The organism is Actinomyces polynesiensis, from assembly GCF_000820725.1.
GTDB classification, from domain to species: domain Bacteria; phylum Actinomycetota; class Actinomycetes; order Actinomycetales; family Actinomycetaceae; genus Pauljensenia; species Pauljensenia polynesiensis.
This window is the reverse complement of sequence record NZ_CCXH01000195.1, coordinates 1-18,686: the sequence shown is the minus strand read 5'-3', so window position 1 is coordinate 18,686 and position 18,686 is coordinate 1. Positions and strand designations below refer to the sequence as shown.

The 18,686-nt window shown below is 72.2% G+C and carries 15 protein-coding genes, 3 tRNA genes and 1 pseudogene; 9 read left to right on the top strand and 10 right to left on the bottom strand.

Features of this window, described 5'->3' with window-relative positions; translation table 11 throughout:
• Window positions 1–1,097, bottom strand: a 1,097-nt coding sequence (locus TA90_RS08315; RefSeq protein WP_043535734.1) for a mechanosensitive ion channel family protein, incomplete at its 3' end; no start/stop codon positions are given.
• Between the two features lie 171 nt (window positions 1,098–1,268).
• Here TA90_RS08315 and TA90_RS08310 point away from each other — a divergent pair.
• From TA90_RS08310 to TA90_RS08300, 3 genes are all read left to right on the top strand, one after another.
• Window positions 1,269–1,341 (top strand) — tRNA-Glu (locus TA90_RS08310).
• Between the two features lie 74 nt (window positions 1,342–1,415).
• A tRNA-Asp gene (locus TA90_RS08305) sits at window positions 1,416–1,489 on the top strand.
• Window positions 1,490–1,515: 26 nt separating this feature from the next.
• Window positions 1,516–1,588: transfer RNA gene (locus TA90_RS08300), tRNA-Phe, on the top strand.
• Window positions 1,589–1,723: 135 nt separating this feature from the next.
• Here the strand turns inward: TA90_RS08300 and TA90_RS08295 are convergent.
• Window positions 1,724–2,170: a hypothetical protein gene (locus TA90_RS08295; RefSeq protein ID WP_043535733.1), complete on the bottom strand. Its 447-nt coding sequence runs from the start codon at window positions 2,168–2,170 to the stop codon at window positions 1,724–1,726.
• A gap of 197 nt (window positions 2,171–2,367) precedes the next feature.
• On the opposite strand from TA90_RS08295, the gene TA90_RS08290 reads away from it, so the two are divergent.
• The 3 genes from TA90_RS08290 to TA90_RS15150 all read left to right on the top strand — a co-directional run bounded on the left by TA90_RS08290 (window position 2,368) and on the right by TA90_RS15150 (window position 5,597).
• Window positions 2,368–3,012, top strand: a complete 645-nt coding sequence (locus TA90_RS08290) for a response regulator (RefSeq protein ID WP_187120116.1) — start codon at window positions 2,368–2,370, stop codon at window positions 3,010–3,012.
• Entirely contained in the window at window positions 3,009–4,286 is a 1,278-nt protein-coding gene (locus TA90_RS08285) for a sensor histidine kinase (protein ID WP_052450675.1), read from the top strand. Before TA90_RS08290 ends, TA90_RS08285 begins: the two co-directional genes overlap by 4 nt.
• A gap of 105 nt (window positions 4,287–4,391) precedes the next feature.
• A complete protein-coding gene (locus TA90_RS15150; RefSeq protein ID WP_074015361.1) occupies window positions 4,392–5,597 on the top strand; it encodes an ABC transporter ATP-binding protein in 1,206 nt (401 codons plus the stop codon).
• Between the two features lie 110 nt (window positions 5,598–5,707).
• On the opposite strand, the gene TA90_RS15780 is transcribed toward TA90_RS15150, so the two are convergent.
• Window positions 5,708–8,161: a bifunctional metallophosphatase/5'-nucleotidase gene (locus TA90_RS15780; protein ID WP_052450674.1), complete on the bottom strand. Its 2,454-nt coding sequence runs from the start codon at window positions 8,159–8,161 to the stop codon at window positions 5,708–5,710.
• 277 nt (window positions 8,162–8,438) lie between these two features.
• On the opposite strand from TA90_RS15780, the gene TA90_RS08270 reads away from it, so the two are divergent.
• The 3 genes from TA90_RS08270 to TA90_RS08260 all read left to right on the top strand — a co-directional run bounded on the left by TA90_RS08270 (window position 8,439) and on the right by TA90_RS08260 (window position 9,540).
• Window positions 8,439–8,879: a phage holin family protein gene (locus TA90_RS08270; protein ID WP_043535732.1), complete on the top strand. Its 441-nt coding sequence runs from the start codon at window positions 8,439–8,441 to the stop codon at window positions 8,877–8,879.
• Complete coding sequence (locus TA90_RS08265; protein ID WP_043535731.1) at window positions 8,876–9,175, top strand: DUF3618 domain-containing protein; 300 nt, start codon at window positions 8,876–8,878, stop codon at window positions 9,173–9,175. The genes TA90_RS08270 and TA90_RS08265 overlap by 4 nt, the downstream gene beginning before the upstream one ends.
• A gap of 149 nt (window positions 9,176–9,324) precedes the next feature.
• On the top strand, window positions 9,325–9,540 hold the full coding sequence (locus TA90_RS08260; protein WP_043535740.1) for a DUF3073 domain-containing protein: 216 nt from the start codon (window positions 9,325–9,327) through the stop codon (window positions 9,538–9,540).
• 66 nt (window positions 9,541–9,606) lie between these two features.
• Here the strand turns inward: TA90_RS08260 and purM are convergent, their stop codons facing one another.
• The 7 genes and pseudogenes from purM to TA90_RS08230 all read right to left on the bottom strand — a co-directional run bounded on the left by purM (window position 9,607) and on the right by TA90_RS08230 (window position 18,543).
• Window positions 9,607–10,740, bottom strand: coding sequence for a phosphoribosylformylglycinamidine cyclo-ligase (gene purM / locus TA90_RS08255; RefSeq protein WP_043535730.1), 1,134 nt, complete (start codon window positions 10,738–10,740; stop codon window positions 9,607–9,609).
• 129 nt (window positions 10,741–10,869) lie between these two features.
• Entirely contained in the window at window positions 10,870–12,462 is a 1,593-nt protein-coding gene (purF, locus tag TA90_RS08250; protein WP_331394264.1) for an amidophosphoribosyltransferase, read from the bottom strand.
• A gap of 245 nt (window positions 12,463–12,707) precedes the next feature.
• On the bottom strand, window positions 12,708–14,792 hold the full coding sequence (locus TA90_RS14290; protein WP_052450673.1) for an RNB domain-containing ribonuclease: 2,085 nt from the start codon (window positions 14,790–14,792) through the stop codon (window positions 12,708–12,710).
• Between the two features lie 137 nt (window positions 14,793–14,929).
• Window positions 14,930–15,337 (bottom strand): monovalent cation/H(+) antiporter subunit G, encoded by a 408-nt coding sequence (gene mnhG, locus TA90_RS08240; RefSeq protein WP_197067874.1) that lies wholly within the window; start codon window positions 15,335–15,337, stop codon window positions 14,930–14,932.
• Window positions 15,338–15,719: 382 nt separating this feature from the next.
• Window positions 15,720–15,881, bottom strand: a pseudogene (locus tag TA90_RS16035) (hypothetical protein); the annotation flags it as partial.
• 74 nt (window positions 15,882–15,955) lie between these two features.
• Window positions 15,956–16,642, bottom strand: coding sequence for a Na+/H+ antiporter subunit E (locus TA90_RS13260; RefSeq protein ID WP_187120115.1), 687 nt, complete (start codon window positions 16,640–16,642; stop codon window positions 15,956–15,958).
• Window positions 16,643–16,662: 20 nt separating this feature from the next.
• Window positions 16,663–18,543, bottom strand: coding sequence for a Na+/H+ antiporter subunit D (locus TA90_RS08230; RefSeq protein WP_074015360.1), 1,881 nt, complete (start codon window positions 18,541–18,543; stop codon window positions 16,663–16,665).
• Window positions 18,544–18,686 lie beyond the last annotated feature (143 nt).

Sequence of the window (18,686 nt, the reverse complement as noted above, 5' to 3'; positions counted from 1 at the left end):
TTCTGGGGCTGGTAGCGGTCCACCGGGCGGGCCCACGCCTCCTCCGAGGCAATCCAGGAGATCAGGTTCTCCCGCAGGTAGCAGCGCAGGTCCCACAGGGTGCCCGAGTCCTTCGCCGAGGTCAGGATCCGCACGGTCACGGTGCCGGCATCGGAGTCGGTCATCTGCACGCTCCAGGTCCTGCCGTCCCACAGGTCCGTGGCCAGGAGGAGGTGCTCGACCTTCTCCCGGATCTGTGCCATGGGTGCCGCCCAGTCCAGTTTCAGCTCCACCGTCCCGAGCTGGCGGGCCGCCCGCCGGGTCCAGTTCTCGAAGGGCTTGGAGGCGAACTCGGTGGAGGGCATGATCAGGCGCCGCTCGTCCCAGACGCGCACGACCACGTAGGTCAGCGTGATCTCCTCGATCACGCCGGACTCCTGGTTGTCGCCCACGACCACGACGTCACCCACCCGGATGGCGTCGGTGAACGCGAGCTGGATGCCCGCGAAGACATTGCCGAGTGTCGACTGCGCCGCGAGACCGGCGATCACGGAGACGACGCCCGCCGAGGCGAGCAGTGTCCCCAGTGCCGTCCTCGCGGCGGGGAAGGCGAAGAGCAGGGCCGTCAGGAACCCGATGAGCGCGACCAGCGCCTGCAACAGGCGGCGCAGGACCTGGGCCTGGGTCTCGAAGCGACGTGAGACCCCGCCGTCGGCCGCATGGCGCAGCCGGGCTGCGTCCTCGACGACCCACATGGCGGCGTAGAGCACCCAGGTGGTGGCCACGATGGCGAGGACGACGAGGGTGTCGTGGCCGAACTCCACCCAGTCGGAGTTCTTGGCGGTGGAGGCGTCGGCTCCCTGGAGGTCGATCCTCAGTGCGATGTTGAAGCCGACGACGGCCCCCCACGCCATCAGGGCCCAGTAGGACGGGCCGCGCGTGCGACGCAGCATCGCCGAGACGATGCGGGTCCTGCCCAGCGCCGCCCGCAGCAGGATGGAGACGATGAAGGCCACCACGATGCCCGCCACCACCCCGATGACGACACCCAGCACGAGGTAGGCGAAGTTCAGGGCGCTCTGGACGGCTTGGTCGGTGGAGTCAGCTGCCAGGATCATGCTCCCAGCCTAGGGCGGCGGGCTGGGAGTCAGCAGGGTCCCGGGTGTGCTCCGCCCTCGGGACCCCGCAGGACCCGCGGTGAGTGGGCTCACAGCTCCGCGTTTTGCCAAGCCACTCCCGTTCTGCATATGATCTTCCTCGTCCTCGGGCGCAAGTCCGTCGGCCACCGGGCCCCCATCGTCTAGTGGCCCAGGACACCGCCCTTTCACGGCGGCGACACGGGTTCGAATCCCGTTGGGGGTACTCCTTCGGGGGTGCTCCTCCCGGAGTCGCGGTGGTGGAAGGCAACAGTTCAATAGGTCTCGTACCTGTTGCGAGGCCCCGTAGCGCAGTTGGTTAGCGCGCCGCCCTGTCACGGCGGAGGTCGCGGGTTCAAGTCCCGTCGGGGTCGCCGACCAGACCGGTAGGTCCGGTCCTGGCTCTGTAGCTCAGTTGGTAGAGCGTTCGACTGAAAATCGAAAGGTCACCGGATCGACGCCGGTCGGAGCCACGAACACGTGCCCCCCGCAGACACTGCGGGGGGCACGTCCGTTGAGTGGTCCGATCCCCCGCTCGGGTCCGGACGCCGGTGTCCGGGGACCGGGTGCTCACATCGCTGCACCCACCGATCCGGACCTCACGCCTCTCAGCGTGGGCGACGCTGTCCGAGGACGACCAGCGCGATGGCCGCACCGCTGAGCAGGATGCCGAGGACCGCCAGCAGCCGTCCCGGCCCCTCAGCACCGGTCTCCTCCGCGGGTAGGAGGAACGCGGGAACCGCGGGGAGGTTCGACACCACCAGCAGCACACAGGTGAGGATCGCCGGTCCCCGGCGACCGTTCCACCCGAGGACAGCGCTGGCCGTGGTCCCCACGGCCAGCAGGACCGCGACCACGGCGAGGACGACGAGCACGATGTCCCACCCCGATCCGTCGAAGCCGATGCCGAACACGGGGACCAGGCCGATCACGCCCAGGACGGCGGCCGCGACCAGGCCGACGCGCAGCATCCCGAGCCGGGAGCGTGGAGAGGCGAGGGTGGCGGAACTGGCAGTGGCAGTGGCAGTGGCAGTGGCAGTGGCAGTGGCAGTCATGGTGTCTCCTTTCCCACAGGCCACCGGGAGGCCCGGCGACCGGACTCGTGCAGGACCCTCCTGCGTCGTCGGAGCAACTCTGACCCCGTCCTGACCCCCCGACGAGGGGGCCAGTACCCCCTCGTCGGGGAGGTCCTCCCGGCCCGGGCAGGGGCCAGCCCCTGGGTGATCGCCGTGCACTGGGTCACAATGGGGACATGCCCGACGGGGTGATCCGAGTTCTCGTCGCGGACGACCACCCCGTCGTCCGTGGGGGTCTCGTCGCGCTCCTCAGCACCCTGGACGGGGTCGAGATCGTCGGCGCGGTCGGTGACGGACACGCCGCGGTGCGGGAGGCCATGCTCACTGCGCCCGATGTCGTGGTCCTCGACCTCAGGATGCCGGGGCTCGACGGGGTGGAGGCCACGGCGCGCATCCTCGCCGACCGGCCCGACGTCGGCATCCTGGTGCTGACGATGTTCGACGAGGACGAGTCGGTGTCCGACGCCCTCGCCGCGGGTGCACGCGGTTACCTCCTCAAGGGGGCGGAGGGGGAGGACATCGAACGGGCGATCCGGGCCATCGCCTCCGGTGCCGCCATCCTCTCGCCCGAGATCGCCTCACGGGTCCTCGGGCGCGCTGCACGGCCACCCGCGGAGGCCTCGCTGCCCCAGCTCGCCCCGCGGGAACGTGACGTCGTGGAGCTCCTCGCGCGGGGTCGTCCCAACCCGGTCATCGCCCGCGAACTCGGGATCGCGGTGAAGACGGTCGAGAACCACGTGTCCTCGGTCCTCGTGAAGCTCGGCGTCGCGACACGCGGAGAGGCCATCGTCCGCGCACGCGAGGCGGGATTCGGGACATGACGCTGCGCCGGGCGGGACTGGTCGTCGGGATCGCACTGGCGGTCCTCGACCTCGCACCCGCCGTGGTCATCTCCCCGGCCGAGCCCGGCACCGCGGTCCCGCCGCTCGCGTGGGCCGCAGCAGCGGTGTCGGCCGCGGTCGCCCTCACCCTGGTGGTCCTGGTCCGACCGGCCTGGCAGGGAAGCCGTGCAGCCACGAGCGGGTGCGCGGCCGCGCTGCTGGTGGGAGTGGTGCCCTCCCTGCCTGCGTTCTTCCTGCCCGTCGACCTCCTGCCACACGGAGCCGTCCTGTCCGCCTCCCTCGGGGCGCTCGCCCACGTCGCGGTCGTGATCCTCATCCTGGTGGGCAGGTCCAGCGCACTCCTCACCGTCGCCGCCGCCGTCGACGACATCCGGGAGGCACTCCGGCTCCCCTCCCTGTCGCTGGAGGACTCCGGAACCGTCCTCGCCCGATCGGTGGAGGCCGGCACCCCACCGGGACGGACCGACACGGTGCCGATCGGGGGCTCGGGCACGCTCGTCCTGCGTGTCGGCCTCCGCCCGGGGGAGCGTCGACCCGACCGCGGCGACCTCACCGCGCTCGGTCTCATCGCGGTCCCGCTCGGTCTGCTGGTGCGCCAGTCCGAGCTCACCGTGGAACTCGCCGCGGCACGCGCGCAGTCCGCCCGGATCCGGGAGGCCGAGCGCGCACGGCTGCACCGGGACCTCCACGACGGGCTCGGTCCCCTCCTGACGGGTTCGGTCATGCGGGTGGGCGCCGGGCGCAACCTGGTGCCACGGGATCCCGCGCGGGCGGTCTCCGAACTCGATGCCGCCACGCCCGACCTGCGCAGCGCGGTCGACGAGATCCGCCGCGTCGTCCACCGCCTCCGTCCCCTGGAGCTCGAGGACCTCGGTCTGTGGGGGGCACTCGAGCGGCGCGCGGCGCGCTGCGGAGCCGTCGTGCACCTGCCCGCGGATCCACCGGGTCTCTCCGCGGCCGTCGAGGCCGCGGTGTACCGCATCGTCGCGGAATCACTCGCCAACGTCGGTCGGCACGCGCCCGGTGCCGCGGCGACGGTTGACGTCACCGTCACGCCGGGCTCACACCTCGACGTCCGGATCTCCGATGATGGTCCTCCGGTGGGTGCCTGGGAGGAGGGGGGCGGCCTCGCATCGACGCGGAGCAGGGCCGAGGAGCTGGGCGGGCGCGCCGAGGGCGGACCGACGCCCACCGGGTGGCAGGTGGCGGCCCCTCTCCCGTTCCCCGCAGAAGCCCTCCCCGATCCGCACTGACACCGGGACCCGGCGGGCCCGGCCGCACGGGCGCGGCGCCCCCGGCGATCACCGCCACGCGGGCGATCGACACCCCTGCGCCCACAGGTGGGGGACAATGGGGACATGTCGACGTCCCACGCCCGGTCCCGCCGCAGGTGGTGGTGGCCCTGGCGACGTCGCAGGAACAGCGCCCACGCCCCCCTCCCCGCAGCGCCGGACTCGACCGTCTCCGCACGTGGCCTCACCAAGGTCTACGGGCAGGGACCCACCGCCGTGCGTGCGCTGGACGCCGTGGACCTCGACATCGCACGAGGGCGCCTGACCGCGGTCATGGGCCCCTCGGGATCCGGCAAGTCGACGCTGCTGCACCTCCTCGCCGGGTTGGACGAACCGACCTCCGGCACCGTCCTCGTCGACGGACACGACCTGACGGCGATGGACGACGACGCCCTGACCGCCCTGCGACGGGACTCCATCGGGTTCGTCTTCCAGGGATTCAACCTCGTGCCCACGCTCACGGCACGGGAGAACATCACGCTCCCCGCCGCCATCGCGGGCAGGACCGTACCCGACGAGCGCCTCGCGTCCGTCGCGGACACCTTCGACCTCGCGGACGCCCTGGGACGACGGGCGTCCGAGCTCTCCGGTGGGCAGCAGCAACGCGTCGCGATCGCCCGGGCGGTCGCCACGGATCCCGCGGTCGTCTTCGCGGACGAGCCCACGGGCAACCTCGACTCCTCGGCATCGCGCGAGGTGCTCTCCCTGCTGCGCACCGCCGTCGACTCGATGGGCTCCACCGTGGTGATGGTCACCCACGACCCGTGGGCGGCGACCTGGGCGGACCGCGTCCTCATCCTCGTCGACGGACGGATCGCGGCCGACCTCGTCTCCCCGCCGCAGGAGACGCTCGCTGCCGCCCTGCGCGCCTCGGGTCACCATCTCCCGGCCTCCCGGCTCCCTGAGGGACCCACCCGGAGGGTCATCGACGAGTTCGGGCCACCCGAGCGCCACCCCCTCGAGCCGGGCACGTGGGAACCGGGCAGCTCCGCCACCCGGACCCGTCGGGACCGCAGCGAGGACGAGGACACACGTACCCAGGAGATCGCCCTCCTGGCCGTCGAGCGGGTGCGCGCGGCCGAAGCGGTCGCCGCCCGCAGCGCCGCCACTCCCGACGCACTGCGCGAGGAACTCGGCGGTGACCCGCTCCAGGGCGCCCTCGACCGCCTCTCACCCGTTCCGGACCTCCCCGCGGAGTCCGCCCAGGTGGTCGAGCGCGCCCGCCGGATCCTCGGCGATCTCCCCGGCCCCGTGGTGCCCGACCGGGACTGACCCGCCCGTCCGGCCGCCGCGCGCCGGGACGCCCCGGAAGACCCCCGGATGCACGGGGAGGGGGCAGGACCCACGCCTCGCGCAGGTCCTGCCCCCTCCCGGCCGTGACCTCAGTTGCGGTGCAGGCGTCGCTCCACCGCCACCAGGGCGGCACCGGAGAGCAGCACCACGAGGAGGGCGGCGAGCACGCCGCCGTCCATGCCGGTGCTGGCCAGCGAGCCGGGGGCGGATGCCGCCGTGCTGGGCCCGCTCGTCCCGGGCTGGCCCTGCGTCCCGCTCGGGGTGGGCGTCGGCGTGGGCGTCACGGTCGGGGTGTCGTCACCCTCCACGGTGGCGAACACGAGGGGTGCCGTCACGAAGCCGACCCCCAGGTCACACACGGCGAGACTCTGACCCGAGATCAGGTCGGAGGGCACCGTGGAGGTCACGGAGGCCACGCCGAACCGGTCCTCCAGGGCCACCGGATCGCCGTCGACGACGTCCGAGTTGTCCACGTCGGCGGTGCCGAGCACCTGCGAGGAGTCGCCGTCGAGGAGGCACACCGACACCGAACTGGCCCTCAACTGGTCGTCAGGGTCCGTGAAGGACAGGGAGGAGAGGTCGAGGGTGTAGGTCCCGCCCGCCTCGAAGACACCGGGCAGGTCATCGGTGTTCTCGAAGCCGATGGCGCCGTCCCTCACCTCCAACGGGGAGGCCGGGGTGGTGAGACCGGTCAGGTAGTCGGTGAAGAGCTCCAGGTCGAGGAAGCCGGTGTCGACGGCCCCAGCGCCCTTGAAGACGTCGAAGTTGTCCCCGCCCTGGAGGAGGAAGGTGTTCCCGGCCACGACGTAGGTGGCGGCGGGGTCGATGGGCTCCCCGTCGATGTAGACCTGCAGGATCTTGGACCCACGGGGCTGGGAGTTGTCGAACACGTAGACGACGTTCGACGACAGGGCGAGCTTGAGCATCGGACGTGAACTGCCGTCGGGCTGCCACTGCTGCTCGAGCATCTGGACCACCTGGTCGCCCGTGAGGGAGACGTAGGCCATCGAGTTCCCGAAGGGCTGGACGGTGAAGAGGTCCGCCTTGGTCACCCACCCGTCCTCGTCGGGAGCGAGATTGGCACGGATGCCACCGGCGTTCATCACGCCGATGTCCGCCTTCTCCGGCAGGTACTTCGTGGAGCCCTCACGCACGGAGTCCGCGATGAGGTCACCCAGTGTCGACTCGACGCCACGGGCCTCCGAGGGAGCGGTCGCGTCTGCTGCGAGGATCGCGCTGCCCCGACGGAAGGTGCCGCCGATCTGGGCGGCGGGCTGACCACCGAGCTCGGCGGCCTTCGCCTCCGCGGCCGTGACGATGGCGGCGACCGCGGGGTCGGGGGTGTCCGCACAGGCCGCATCCATGGCGGCGACGTCGTAGACGTTGACCTCCGAGGACACGACCTCCTTGGTGGTGGTGTCCACGGTGAGCTCGATCTGGCCGAGGGCCTGGCCGAAGCTTCCGGCCTGGACGGCCGGCACCGCGGTGTCGGACCCGACCTGGGTGAAGTCCACGTGGGAGTGTCCACCGAAGACGGCGTCGACGTCACTGCTGAAGCGCGAGACGGTGGCGGCCATGTCCTGGTGGATCAGTGCCACCACGATGTCGGCCTCCCCGTTGGCGGGGTCACCGTCACTGAGTTCGGCCGCGATCGCGTTGGTGGCGTCCACGGCGTCCGTGATCGTCAGACCGGCGATGCCCGCCGGATTGACCAGGGACGGCAGCTCGTCAGTGACGGTCCCGATGATGCCGACCTCCAGACCCCCGGCGGGCAGGATCACGTACGGTTCGAGCTGGTCGGTGCCGAGGTTCGCCCCGAGGTAGGGGAAGTCCGGTGCGACGTACTCCGACGCGAGGCCCGCCGCCACCTGGGCGTTGGTCCGGGAGCCGCCGGCGATACGGTCCAGGAGCACTCCGAAGCCCTGGTCGAACTCATGGTTCCCGACGGCCGAGGCCTGGATCCCCATCGCATTGAGGGCTGCGACCGTGGGGTCGTCGTCCTGGATGGCGGAGACGTAGGCAGATCCGCCCACGTTGTCGCCGGTGGACAGGCGCAGCGTGTCGTCCCCGGTGGACTCCTTGTCGAACATGCAGGCGAGGACGGCGGCGCCCGGATCGACGGTGGCACCGACCGGGGCGGTCCTCGAGAGGTGCCCGTGGAAGTCGGTGATGTTGAGGAGGTTGATGGTGGTGGTGTCCGCGGCCGCCAGGGCGGCGGCCGGGGTCCCGGCCGAGGAGGCGTCCTCGTCCGGGCTCCCTGCGCCCTCGGGGTCGGTCGGGGCTTCCGACCCCTCGACGCCGGAGGAGGGGGAGTCGTCCCCCGATGTCGTGGTGGCGTCCTCATCGGCGGTGTCGGCCCCGTCCGTGGAGGACTGGTCCTCCGCAACGGTGCCCGCCCCCTGCAGGCCGTCGGTGACGGTCGTCGTCGCGCCCGTCCCCTCGGTGGTGTCGTCCGCTGCCTGGGCCGCGACAGGGCTCAGGACCAGCGCGGCGGCCGCGATCAGCGCGACTGAGGCGCGCCTGGGTGCTCTGGAAGTGCTCACTTCACTCCTGTGGGATCTCGTGGTGTGCTGGGTTCATGGGATGTGTGGTCGTCCCGTGGGCGGGCGACACCCGGCCCCACTCCGCGCTGGGGCGGAACATGGACCACAATGGGTGGGGTACCACCGGGCCGGGAGGATGCGCGGCCACGGGATCAGCATCACAGGTCGGACGCGAGGGCGACAGTCGACGCACGGACGTGCACCGACCCGTGGGAGACTGGTCACGGACGGGGACCCGGACATGGGATCCGGGCGCGGATGAAGGAGCGTGCAGGCGATGTCGACAGACGAGAACCACCGGTTCGAGCCGGGACAGCCCGACGACCCGGTCGCCGGACGTCCGGCGACCCTGGGAGAGCTCTTCGCGAAGCTGTCCGAGCAGGTGTCCGCCCTGGTCCAGGGCGAGATCGAGCTCACCAAGACCAAGGCGACCGCCTTCCTGAAGAAGGTCGGCGCCGGTGGCGCCCTCCTCGCGGTCGGTGGGTTCCTGGGCCTGTACCTGCTGTGGTGGATCTTCCACACCATCGAGGTCGCCATCGCGGTGGCGCTGCCCGCGTGGGCCGCGGCCCTCATCGTCACCGGTCTCATCACAGTGATCATCGCGGTCCTCGTGCTCGTGGGCCTCAAGCTGATCGAACGCGGCAAGGAGCACACCCCGACCCCTCAGGTGGGGCTGCAGCAGGACGTCGACGCCTTCAAGAAGGGACTGGGCAAGTGAGCGACGAGGACATCCGCACCCCTGAGCAGATCCAGGCCGAGCTGGCCGCGACCCGCGCCCAGATGAGCGCCACCGTGGACGAGCTCGTCCAGACCCTCAAGCCCTCCACCCAGGTCCGACGGGCCACCTCGAAGCTGCGCTCGGCCGCCCTCGACCTGCGCGACCAGGTCGTCGCCACCACGCAGCAGGCCCTCGACGGTGACCGTGACGCGCTGGTGCGTGTCGGTGTGGTCGCTGCGTCAGTGGCCGGCCTCGTCGGGTTGTGCGTGCTGGGCCGGGTGCGACACCGCTCCTGAGCTCCCCCACCCCGGTCCGGCGACCCCTCGGTCCCCGGACCGGAATGGGACCGTCATGGCTCGTGACGCTATGATGGCCCCACGACAGATTTTGACCAGATCAGGGAACCGCTCCTGCGGACCCGAACGACGTGGAGGGGGTCGACGCCATGGGGCGCGGCCGTCAGAAGGCCAAGCAGACGAAAGTCGCACGCAAGCTGAAGTACTTCAGCCCTGATACCGATCTCAGTGCCCTCCAGCGTGAGCTGGCGTCCACGCACGGGGACTCGGGCCACGACCCGTACTCGAAGTACGCCGAGGACGCCGACGAGGACTCCGAGGACCCCGACCAGGACGTCTGGTCGCGGGCCCCCTCCGGACACTGACCCACACCGACTGACACCCCGCCCGGTCACGCACCGGGCGGGGTCAGTCGCGCCCGCGGCACCGCCTCACTCCGTGAGGTAGCTCCCCCGCAGTTCGACGCTGCCCCCGTGGACACCCTTGGTGCCCGAGACCCTCCGCTCGTCCCCACCGGAGGAGGCCACGGCCCCGCCCTCGTCGACCCTGCCCAGCACCCACGCGGGGATGCCGGCGGCGCTGACGGTCGCGAGCGCGCGTTCCACCGACGCGGCACCGACCACGGCCACCATCCCGACACCCAGGTTGAGGGAGTCCTCCATCGCCTCCCAGCTGATCCCCCCCGACCTGCGCACCCAGTCGAAGACGGGTGGGACCACCCAGGACCCGCGGTCCACCGAGGCGTCCAGGCCCCGGGGCAGCACCCGCGCGAGGTTCGCTCCCAGGCCTCCGCCCGTCACGTGGGAGAGCGCGTGGAGGCCGTCCTCGCCCACGCCCAGCGCCCCGACCAGGTCCAGGCAGACCTTCGTGTACAGGCGGGTGGGCTCCAGCAGTTCCTCACCCAGCGTCCGCCCGAAGGAGTCGACCCGGTCACCGAGGTCCGCGCCGGAGAGCTCGACGACCCGTCGGACCAGGGAGTACCCGTTCGAGTGCAGTCCGGAGGAGGCCATGGCCACCAGGACGTCACCGGCCCGGACCCGGTCAGGACCGAGCACGAGGTCGGCGTCGACCACGCCGGTGGCGGCCCCTGCGATGTCGTAGTCCTCGGGTGCCATGAGCCCGGGGTGCTCGGCGGTCTCCCCTCCCACCAGCGGACAGCCGACCGCCTCGCACGCGCGCGCGATGCCGGTGACGATGGCGGCGATCCGCTCGGGCACGACCTTCCCGCAGGCGATGTAGTCGGTCATGAGCACGGGGCGCGCACCCACCACGACGATGTCGTCGACGACCATGCCCACCAGGTCCTGCCCGATGGTGTCGTGGACCTCCAGCGCCTGTGCGATGGCGATCTTCGTGCCCACCCCGTCGGTGGAGGTGGCCAGCAGCGGGCGGCGCATGCCCAGCAGCGCCGAGGCGTCCACCATCCCGGCGAAGCCGCCCGTGGCGGAGAGGACGGTCGAGTCGTGCGTGCGCGAGACCGCGGACTTCATCAGCTCCACGGCCAGGTCCCCGGCGGCGGTGTCGACGCCCGCAGCGGCGTAGTCGAGGGGGGTCTGCTCACTCATGGGTGCTCCTGGGGGACGGGGTGGCGGGTTGACGGAGACAGGGGGCGGGGACGGGGAGGGACCCCGGCGGCGAAGTGAGCGGACTTCGGTGGGAGAAGTGAGCGGACTTCGGCGAGGGAGGCATGGGGGTCAGACCGTGGCGCCGGGGGTGCCGGGGATCGGGGTGCCCTTCTCGATCGTCTCCGGGTAGGAGCCGGAGAAGCAGCCCAGGCAGAGGCTGGTCCCCTGTCCGGTTGCCTCCACCATCCCCCGCAGGGAGAGGTAGCCCAGTGAGTCCGCCCCGATGGAGGAGCACACCTCGTGGACGTCCATCGAGGCGGCGATCAGCTCCGCCCGCGTGGGGAAGTCGATGCCGAAGAAGCAGGGCCAGTTCACGGGGGGCGAGGAGATGCGCACGTGGACCTCCGCGGCCCCGGCCTCGCGCAGCATCCGCACCAGGGCGCGCTGGGTGTTGCCGCGCACGATCGAGTCGTCGATGACGATGAGCCGCTTGCCCTCGATGACCTCGCGCAGCGGGTTGAGCTTGAGGCGGATGCCCAGCTGGCGCAGCGACTGCGTGGGCTGGATGAAGGTGCGCCCCACGTAGGAGTTCTTCACCAGGCCCTGGGCGAAGGGGATCCCCGATTCCTGGGCGTAGCCGATGGCTGCGGGCGTGCCCGACTCCGGGGTGGGGATCACCAGGTCCGCGTCCACGGGGTTCTCCTGGGCGAGGATCGCCCCCATCCGCCGCCGCGTCGCCACGATCTGGCGCCCGCCGATGATGGTGTCGGGACGGGCCAGGTAGACGTACTCGAAGACGCAGGTGCTCGCCCGGGTGACGGCGAAGCGACGGGAATGCACACCGTGGTCGTCGATGGCGATGAGCTCCCCCGGCTCCACCTCGCGCACGAAGGTGGCCCCGACCAGGTCCAGCGCGGAGGTCTCCGAGGCCACCACCCAGCCCCGTGACAGGCGCCCGAGCACCAGGGGCCGGTAGCCGTGCGGGTCGCGGGCCGCGTAGAGGGTGTGTTCGTCCATGAAGACCAGGGAGAAGGCGCCCTTCAGGCGGGGGAGGACCTTCAGCGCGGCGGGGACCAGGGCGGGGGGCTCCGCCTCCTCCAGGGGGGTCGACGAGGGCGACCCCGCCTCCGTCCCGTTCGCACCCGAGGGCGCGCCGGTGGCAGCGGAGGGGCCCTCCGGAGCGGACGGGTCCGGGGGTGCCGCGGCCGTCACGGTGCGGGAGCGGTCCACGAAGGGCACGGGACCCGGCAGACGTTCGGCCAACCCCATGAGGGCGGTGACGATGGAGGTGTCGGTGGAGGCGCCGTGCTCCAGGTCGTCGTCCTCGGGAGCCACGGAGCGGGCGAGCCTGCGCAGCTCCTCGGTGTTGGTGAGGTTGCCGTTGTGCCCCAGAGCGATCGTGCCGGTGGGGGTGGGCCCCAGGGTCGGCTGGGCATTGCGCCACGTGTCGGCGCCCGTCGTGGCGTACCGGCAGTGACCCAGGGCGATGTGGCCGCGCAGGCCGGTCAGCGTCTGCTCGGTGAAGACCTGGTTGACCAGGCCGAGGTCCTTGTAGACCAGGATGTTGCGTCCGTCGGAGGTGGCGATGCCCGCCGACTGCTGGCCGCGGTGCTGCAGGGCGTAGAGCCCGAAGTAGGTGAGGCGCGAGACGTCCTCGCCGGGCGCCCACACCCCGAAGACCCCGCAGTGGTCGTGGGGGTGGTCGTCCTCGAACGGGTCCACGTCCGGTGGGGTGCCCACGGGGGTCCCGGTGGGCGTCCGCGCCGTCCCGGCCGGGGCAGACCCGGTGCACGGGGGCTGCGCGGGGATGAGCGGTGAGCCCTCGTGTGCTCGGGTGTCACCCCCGACCGATGTGGTCGCGGAAGTGGTGGCGGTGTCGTCCAGGTGCCGGGAGCCGGTGAACACGGGGCCACTGTCTCACAGGTGACGGTGCGGCTGCCATGTGGGTCCGCCGCACAGGACGCCACTCACCCCCGGGAGTCCACCGTGGGTACCGACGGCCCCCGGGCGGCGTCGGCTCCCGTGCTCCCCGGGGTGTCCGTGCCGCTCCCGGACCCGGACCCGGTCCCGGTCCCGGTCCCGGTCCCGGTCCCGGAACCACCGTGCGTCCCGGAGTCGGTGCCGGAACCACCGTGCGTCCCGGAGTCGGTGCCGTCGTCGGCCGGCCAGACGAACTCGATGCGCCGCCGGGCGACATCGGCCTTGACCAGGCGCACCTCCACCACCTCCCCGAGCGGCAGGGGATCCGCCCCCTCCTCCACGAGGACGCGCCCCATGACGGCGGGATCGGCGATCATCACCGTCCCGCGCCCGGAGGCCGCGCGGGGAGGCGCAGCGCGGGACTGCTCCCCCGTGGCGCCCCCGGCCCCACCGGGCGCCTGCCCGCTGCCGGTGCCCCCGTTCCCGTCTCCGCCCCTGCCATTCCCGGCCCTGCCGGTGACCCCGCCGCCGTTCCCGGCCCTGCCCCCGTTGCGCGGCGGACGGTCCTCGACGTCCACCACCGCGCCCCGGAACACCGCGCCGACCTCCCCGGCCAGCAGGAGCGCCTCGACGGCGGCGAGCGACTCCCGTTCAGCGGCGGACACCCTCTGGGTCGCCCTGCCCATGAGGGAGGGCACCTCGGGGAGGCTCTCGAGCACCCAGGTGGGCACCTCCTCCCCCGCGCAGGCCGCCAGGCAGATCTCCAGGGACCATCGGTCCACCAGTCGCCGCAACGGGGCCGTGGCGTGGGCGTACTCGGCGGCGATGGCCGCATGACGGGTCACCGGGTCGCCCTCGGCGGGGAACGGGGGTGCCTCCCCCACCCCGAACACGGCGTAGCCCGCCCCCCGGAACAGGCTGGTGGCCTCCAGGAGGAAGGCAGCCTCCGGGGCGCTGTCCGGCGAGATCGAGCGGACCAGCTCCGGGTACCCGAGGTCGGCGGGCCACCTCACCCCCAGGGCCCTGGCCACGGCGTGCAGGCGGGCCAGGGCGGAGGGGGTGGCGGGAGGGACGGTGCGCAGGATCCCGCGGCCGGTGCCCCGCATGGTCGAGGCCGCGCACATCCCGGTGAGCAGGGACACCTGCGCGTTCCACTCCTCCACCTCGGGGCTGGACCGGTAGACGAGACGGAAGTGGCCCGAGCCGTCCGGGCCGGGCACGCGGACCACCTCCTGCTCGGGGATCCGCGCGGAGACGCCACCCCGCGCCCGCTCGCGCGCCAGGCGCAGCTCACCGACCTCGCGGAGCAGGAGGGGGAGGTCCTCGGGGGTGCCCTCCGGCAGTCCGAACACCTCGCCCTCGTCGATCGCGTCCAGCGCGTCCTGGACCTGCTCGTAGGTGAGCTGCGCGCGTGAGTGCACCAGGGCCCGACGCACGTCCCACGAGATGCGCGCCCCGTCGGGGCCCAGCCGGACCTGCCACACGCATGCGGGGCACCACTGCCCCGGCAGCAGGGAGGCCGCACCCTCGGAGAGGCGTCGGGGGTGCAGGGGCGTCGCCTCGTCGGGGAAGTAGGTGGTGAGCCCGCGGCAGCGCGCCTCCAGGTCGACCGCCGACCCGGGTGGTGCGAAGGTCGTCACCGAGGCGATGGCGTAGCTGACGAGGTAGGCCGCGCCGTCCGTCTCGCCCTCGGGCAGGCGCAGGAGGTGGATCGCCTGGTCGAGGTCACGCGACTCCTCGGGGTCGATGGTGACGAAGGGGATGTGGGTGGCGTCCAGTGCGGGGAGGGCGGGCCCCCACAGGGCCTCCTGTTCCCGGGCCGACCCCGCCCCCGGGGCGTGTGCGGGGTCGGGGCCCGGATCGTGTGCGGACGCCGCGCGCCGCAGCGCCGGGAAGGTGCGGACCCTCCGGGCGAGGGCGGTGGGATCGGAACCGAGGGGACCCAGTGGCCGTGGTGGTCGCAGGTCGAGGGTGGCCAGGAGTGCCCTCCACTGGAGGACGGCGCGTCCGGCCTGCTCGGTGACGGGGGCCGGGAAGTCCGCGGGAATGCGCATCTCCGTGCGGATGCGGTCGAGGACGGGCACCAGGATGTCCTCCGCGACCGAGGCAAGGGGGAGGTGGCGGTGGAACACGGTCCATGCCCTCCTCCCGGTCCCCGGTGGTCAGAGCGGGACCGACAACAGGGTACGTGTCGGAGCCCACAGTGGTGCGTCTTCGACCACGGATGTCCCGCCCGGCGGGGTCGCCGAGGACCTCCCGGGGCGAGGTGTCAGGACCCGTCGCCCAGGGAGGAGGAACTCAGGTCCTCGCTCAGTTCGTCGACGACGAGGTCACGCCCCTCGTCCCGGCGCGTGCGGTAGACCGCACGCCCCACCAGGTGGGACCCGACGGGGGCGGTGATGACCTGGAGGGTGAGCACGGCGAGACCCAGGACCACCCACCGCCAGTCCAGGGTGTCCAGGGCGATGCCGACGCAGACGAACATCAGCCCGAGCAGCTGGGGCTTGGTGGCGGCGTGCATGCGGGAGTAGAGGTCGGGCATCCGCACCAGGCCGATGGCCGCGACGAGTGTGAACAGGACACCGACCAGCAGCAGGACGGCACCCGTCCAGTCCACGACCTCCCACCACGGCCCCTCGGGCAGGACGGCCGCCGGGTCCACCATGGGTCTCGTCATGCGTCCCCCTCCGTGTCCTCCGCGGTGCCGGTGCATCGGTGGGGCCGGCCGGGACGGCCCCGTCCCCGGGGTCCTCGGTGCCGGTGACCGTGTCCCCGGGCGAGTCGTGCCCGGCGCCACCGCCCCCGGTACTCCCGTCCCCGGTGCCCGGGTCCTCGGACCCCTCCCGGTCCTCGCTGCTCCCGTCCCCGGTGCCCCCTCCGGACCCTTCTGGGGTCCCCTCGCCCGCAGCCTCACCCCGGGCCGCGCGCGCGGCCTCCTCCAGCTCGGCCTGCTCGGCAGCGAGTTCGGCCTCCGCACGCTCACGGTCCTGGAGTTCGGCCTCCTCACGGGTGAGGATGCGTTTGGCGGAGGCGTCCTCGCGGACGGCGTAGCGGGTGACGACCACGGCGGTCATGAAGGCGGTGAGCGCCAGGATCACGAGGAGCACGCCCAGGTCCACGCGCTGCCACCACACCACCATGACGGCGAGCACTCCGATGCCGGCGGCCGTCAGCACGTCGGTGGCGACGGTGCGGTCCAGGAGGCCGGGGCCGATACTCATCCGGTAGAGGGCGAGGACCCCCGAGAGCACGGCGATGACGGCGGTGGCCAGGTGGAGGACGTCGATCGGTTCCATCAGTCCTCTCCTCCTTCCACGTCCCGTTCGGCGCCGTCCTCGTCAGGGGGTCGCCCTGCCCCCTCCGCAGGACGCCCGCTCCCCTCTGCGGGAGCACCGACCCCGCCGCCGGGTCGCCCGGGCCGGCCCCCCAGCCCGAAGGAGCGCAGGTCGGCGGGACGCAGGAACGCGCGCAGGATCCGTTCCTCCTGGTCCAGCACCGACCGGCGCACCGCCTCGATGCCGCCCTGGCCCTCCACGTCGAGGACGTGGATGTAGATCCGTCCGACCAGCCGGTCGACGCGCACGACGATGGAGCCGGGCACGAGGGACGTCATGCCTGAGACGATGGTCATGTGGACCGGGTCCGAGCTGCGCAGGTCGACGCGCAGGATCGCGTTGTCCACCTTCCTGCCCGAGACGACCACCCAGGAGACCTGCAGGCCGGCGCGCACGAGGTCGGCGGCGAAGCGGCCCAGCAGGACGAGGGCGGACCACGGGTGCAGCGTCCACCTTCCCGGGATGCGTGGGAGCGGGAAGGCCCACTGCACGGCGACGGCCACGAGCACACCACCCAGGAGGGTGAGGGGGTCGATGCTCCCGAAGACCATCACCCACACCAGGAGCAGCCAGACGGTCAGGCGCCAGGAGACGGCACCGGTGCCACGGCGAGGGACGGTGTCGGCCCACCACTCGGAGGAGGACATGCGGGAGAGCCTGCGCCACATCAGTGACCACCCCCGTCGGTGCCCGTGTCTGCGGTGCCCGAGCCGTCGTCGGGATCCTCCGTGGAGGTCCCGGACTGCTGGTCGGGGCTGGGATCGACCCCGGACTGGGGGGAGGGGTCGAGCGAGGGTTCGGGGGTCGGGGTGGTGGTCTCCAGCGGGGAGGCCGTCGGGTTCGGGGAAGGGCTGACCTCCGTGCCCTCGGTCTCCACGTCGGAGGTCCCCGATCCGCGTTCGCCCTGGCTGAGGACGGCGTCGATGTAGGGGGTCCGCGCGATCTGGTCGGCCGCCGCCCGGTCGATGTAGGCCCACACCGGCCCGGAGAAGGCGGCCATGGCGAGCTGGGCGGCGACGAGGGCCGCGACGCTGGCGGTCATGAGGACGGAGGTGCGTCCCTTGCCCTGCTCGGCGTCGGTGCGCGAGGCCTCGGCCTCCTGCTCGGAGTGGAGGGCCGTGCGTCCCAGTGTCTGCTCGGCACGCTGGATCTGACTGGCCACCCGGCGGGTGGAGCGGGCGGAGGCGCCGGGACGGGGCTCGGGGGCGGCGAGCATGGGGGGCGCGTCCGTGGAGGTCTGCCAGAACGCCATGTTCCACCACTTGACGAAGACGTACAGCGTGAGGAACGAGGTGACGATCCCACCGGCGAGCAGCGCCCAGGCGGCGGGTGTGGCCGCCTCCACGGAGGCACGCGCCAGACCGAGCTTGCCGACGAACCCGGTGAGGGGCGGGATGCCCACCAGGTTGATGCCGCTGATGAAGAAGAGCACCGCGATGACCGGTGCCGTGCGGGCCAGGCCCGACAGCCGCGCCAGGGAGGTGGTGCCAGTGCGGCGCTCGATGAGTCCCGAGACCAGGAACAGGGAGGTCTGGACCAGGATGTGGTGGGCCGCGTAGTAGATGGAGGCCGCCAGGCCCGTCCTCGACACCAGTGAGATGCCCCAGACCATGAACCCGATGTGGGAGACCAGGGTGAAGGACAGCAACCTCTTGATGTCGTCCTGGGCGACGGCGCCGAGGATGCCGACGAGCATGGTGGCCAGGCCGACGACCGTCAGCACGCCGCTGAGGTGGTCCCCGGGGAAGAGCAGGAACTGCAGGCGGATCAGGGCGTAGACCCCGACCTTCGTCAGCAGTCCGGCGAACACCGCGGTGACGGGGGCGGGCGCCGTGGGGTAGGAGTCCGGGAGCCACGCCTCCAGCGGGAACACGGCCGCCTTGATCCCGAAGGCCACCAGCAGGAGCACCTGGATCATCTGCGCGGTGCCCGGGTCGATCTCCTGGAGCCGTTGGGCCAGCTGCGCCATGTTGACGGTGCCCGTGGCCGAGTAGGTCAGCGCGATCCCCGCCAGGAAGATCGCGGAGGAGACGATGGAGACGACCACGTACACCGTCCCCGCCCTCACCCGCCCGCGGGTGCCACCCAGGGTGATGAGGATGAAGGAGGCGGCCAGGAGGATCTCGAAACCGACGTACAGGTTGAAGAGGTCGCCGGTGAGGAAGGCGTTGGAGACGCCGGCCGAGAGGATCAGGAACGTCGGGAAGTAGATGGCGATGGGGGCGCGCGGCCCGTCATCGGCCAGGTTCTGGGCCAGTGAGTAGATGAGGACGGCCAGGGTGACGACCTGGCTGACCAGGAGCATGGTGGCGGAGAGACGGTCGGCGACCAGGGTGATGCCGATCGGGGCCGCCCAGGAACCGACGTCCAGGACCACGGGACCCGCGGAGGCGGCCACGGCGAGCACCACGGAGACCAGGGTCGTCACGGACAGCGCCAGCAGAGCGATGAGCTGCTGGAGATTGGGACGTCGTCCCACCAGCAGGGCCAGACCCGCACTGAGTAGCGGCAGCAGCACCGGGACGGGGAGCATCCAGGAGACACCCATCAGGCGTCACCTCCCCGCGTGCCACCGGGCTCTGTCGTTGTCTCCCCCGCACCGGGGACGAGGGCGTCGCCGCCCTCCCCCGTGTCATCGGAGTCGTAGTTGATGCCCTCGTCCTCGTCGCCCCTGGTCACGTCGGCCTGGGC

Bases quoted from the DNA above. Each gene is read 5' to 3' on its own strand.
- purM (WP_043535730.1), bottom strand. From the start codon at position 10,740: ATGAGTGAGCAGACCCCCCTCGACTACGCCGCTGCGGGCGTCGACACC.
- TA90_RS08285 (WP_052450675.1), top strand. From the start codon at position 3,009: ATGACGCTGCGCCGGGCGGGACTGGTCGTCGGGATCGCACTGGCGGTC.
- TA90_RS08295 (WP_043535733.1), bottom strand. From the start codon at position 2,170: ATGACTGCCACTGCCACTGCCACTGCCACTGCCACTGCCACTGCCAGT.
- TA90_RS15150 (WP_074015361.1), top strand. From the start codon at position 4,392: ATGTCGACGTCCCACGCCCGGTCCCGCCGCAGGTGGTGGTGGCCCTGG.
- TA90_RS08270 (WP_043535732.1), top strand. From the start codon at position 8,439: ATGTCGACAGACGAGAACCACCGGTTCGAGCCGGGACAGCCCGACGAC.
- TA90_RS08230 (WP_074015360.1), bottom strand. From the start codon at position 18,543: ATGGGTGTCTCCTGGATGCTCCCCGTCCCGGTGCTGCTGCCGCTACTC.
- TA90_RS08290 (WP_187120116.1), top strand. From the start codon at position 2,368: ATGCCCGACGGGGTGATCCGAGTTCTCGTCGCGGACGACCACCCCGTC.
- TA90_RS13260 (WP_187120115.1), bottom strand. From the start codon at position 16,642: ATGTCCTCCTCCGAGTGGTGGGCCGACACCGTCCCTCGCCGTGGCACC.
- TA90_RS08260 (WP_043535740.1), top strand. From the start codon at position 9,325: ATGGGGCGCGGCCGTCAGAAGGCCAAGCAGACGAAAGTCGCACGCAAG.
- mnhG (WP_197067874.1), bottom strand. From the start codon at position 15,337: ATGACGAGACCCATGGTGGACCCGGCGGCCGTCCTGCCCGAGGGGCCG.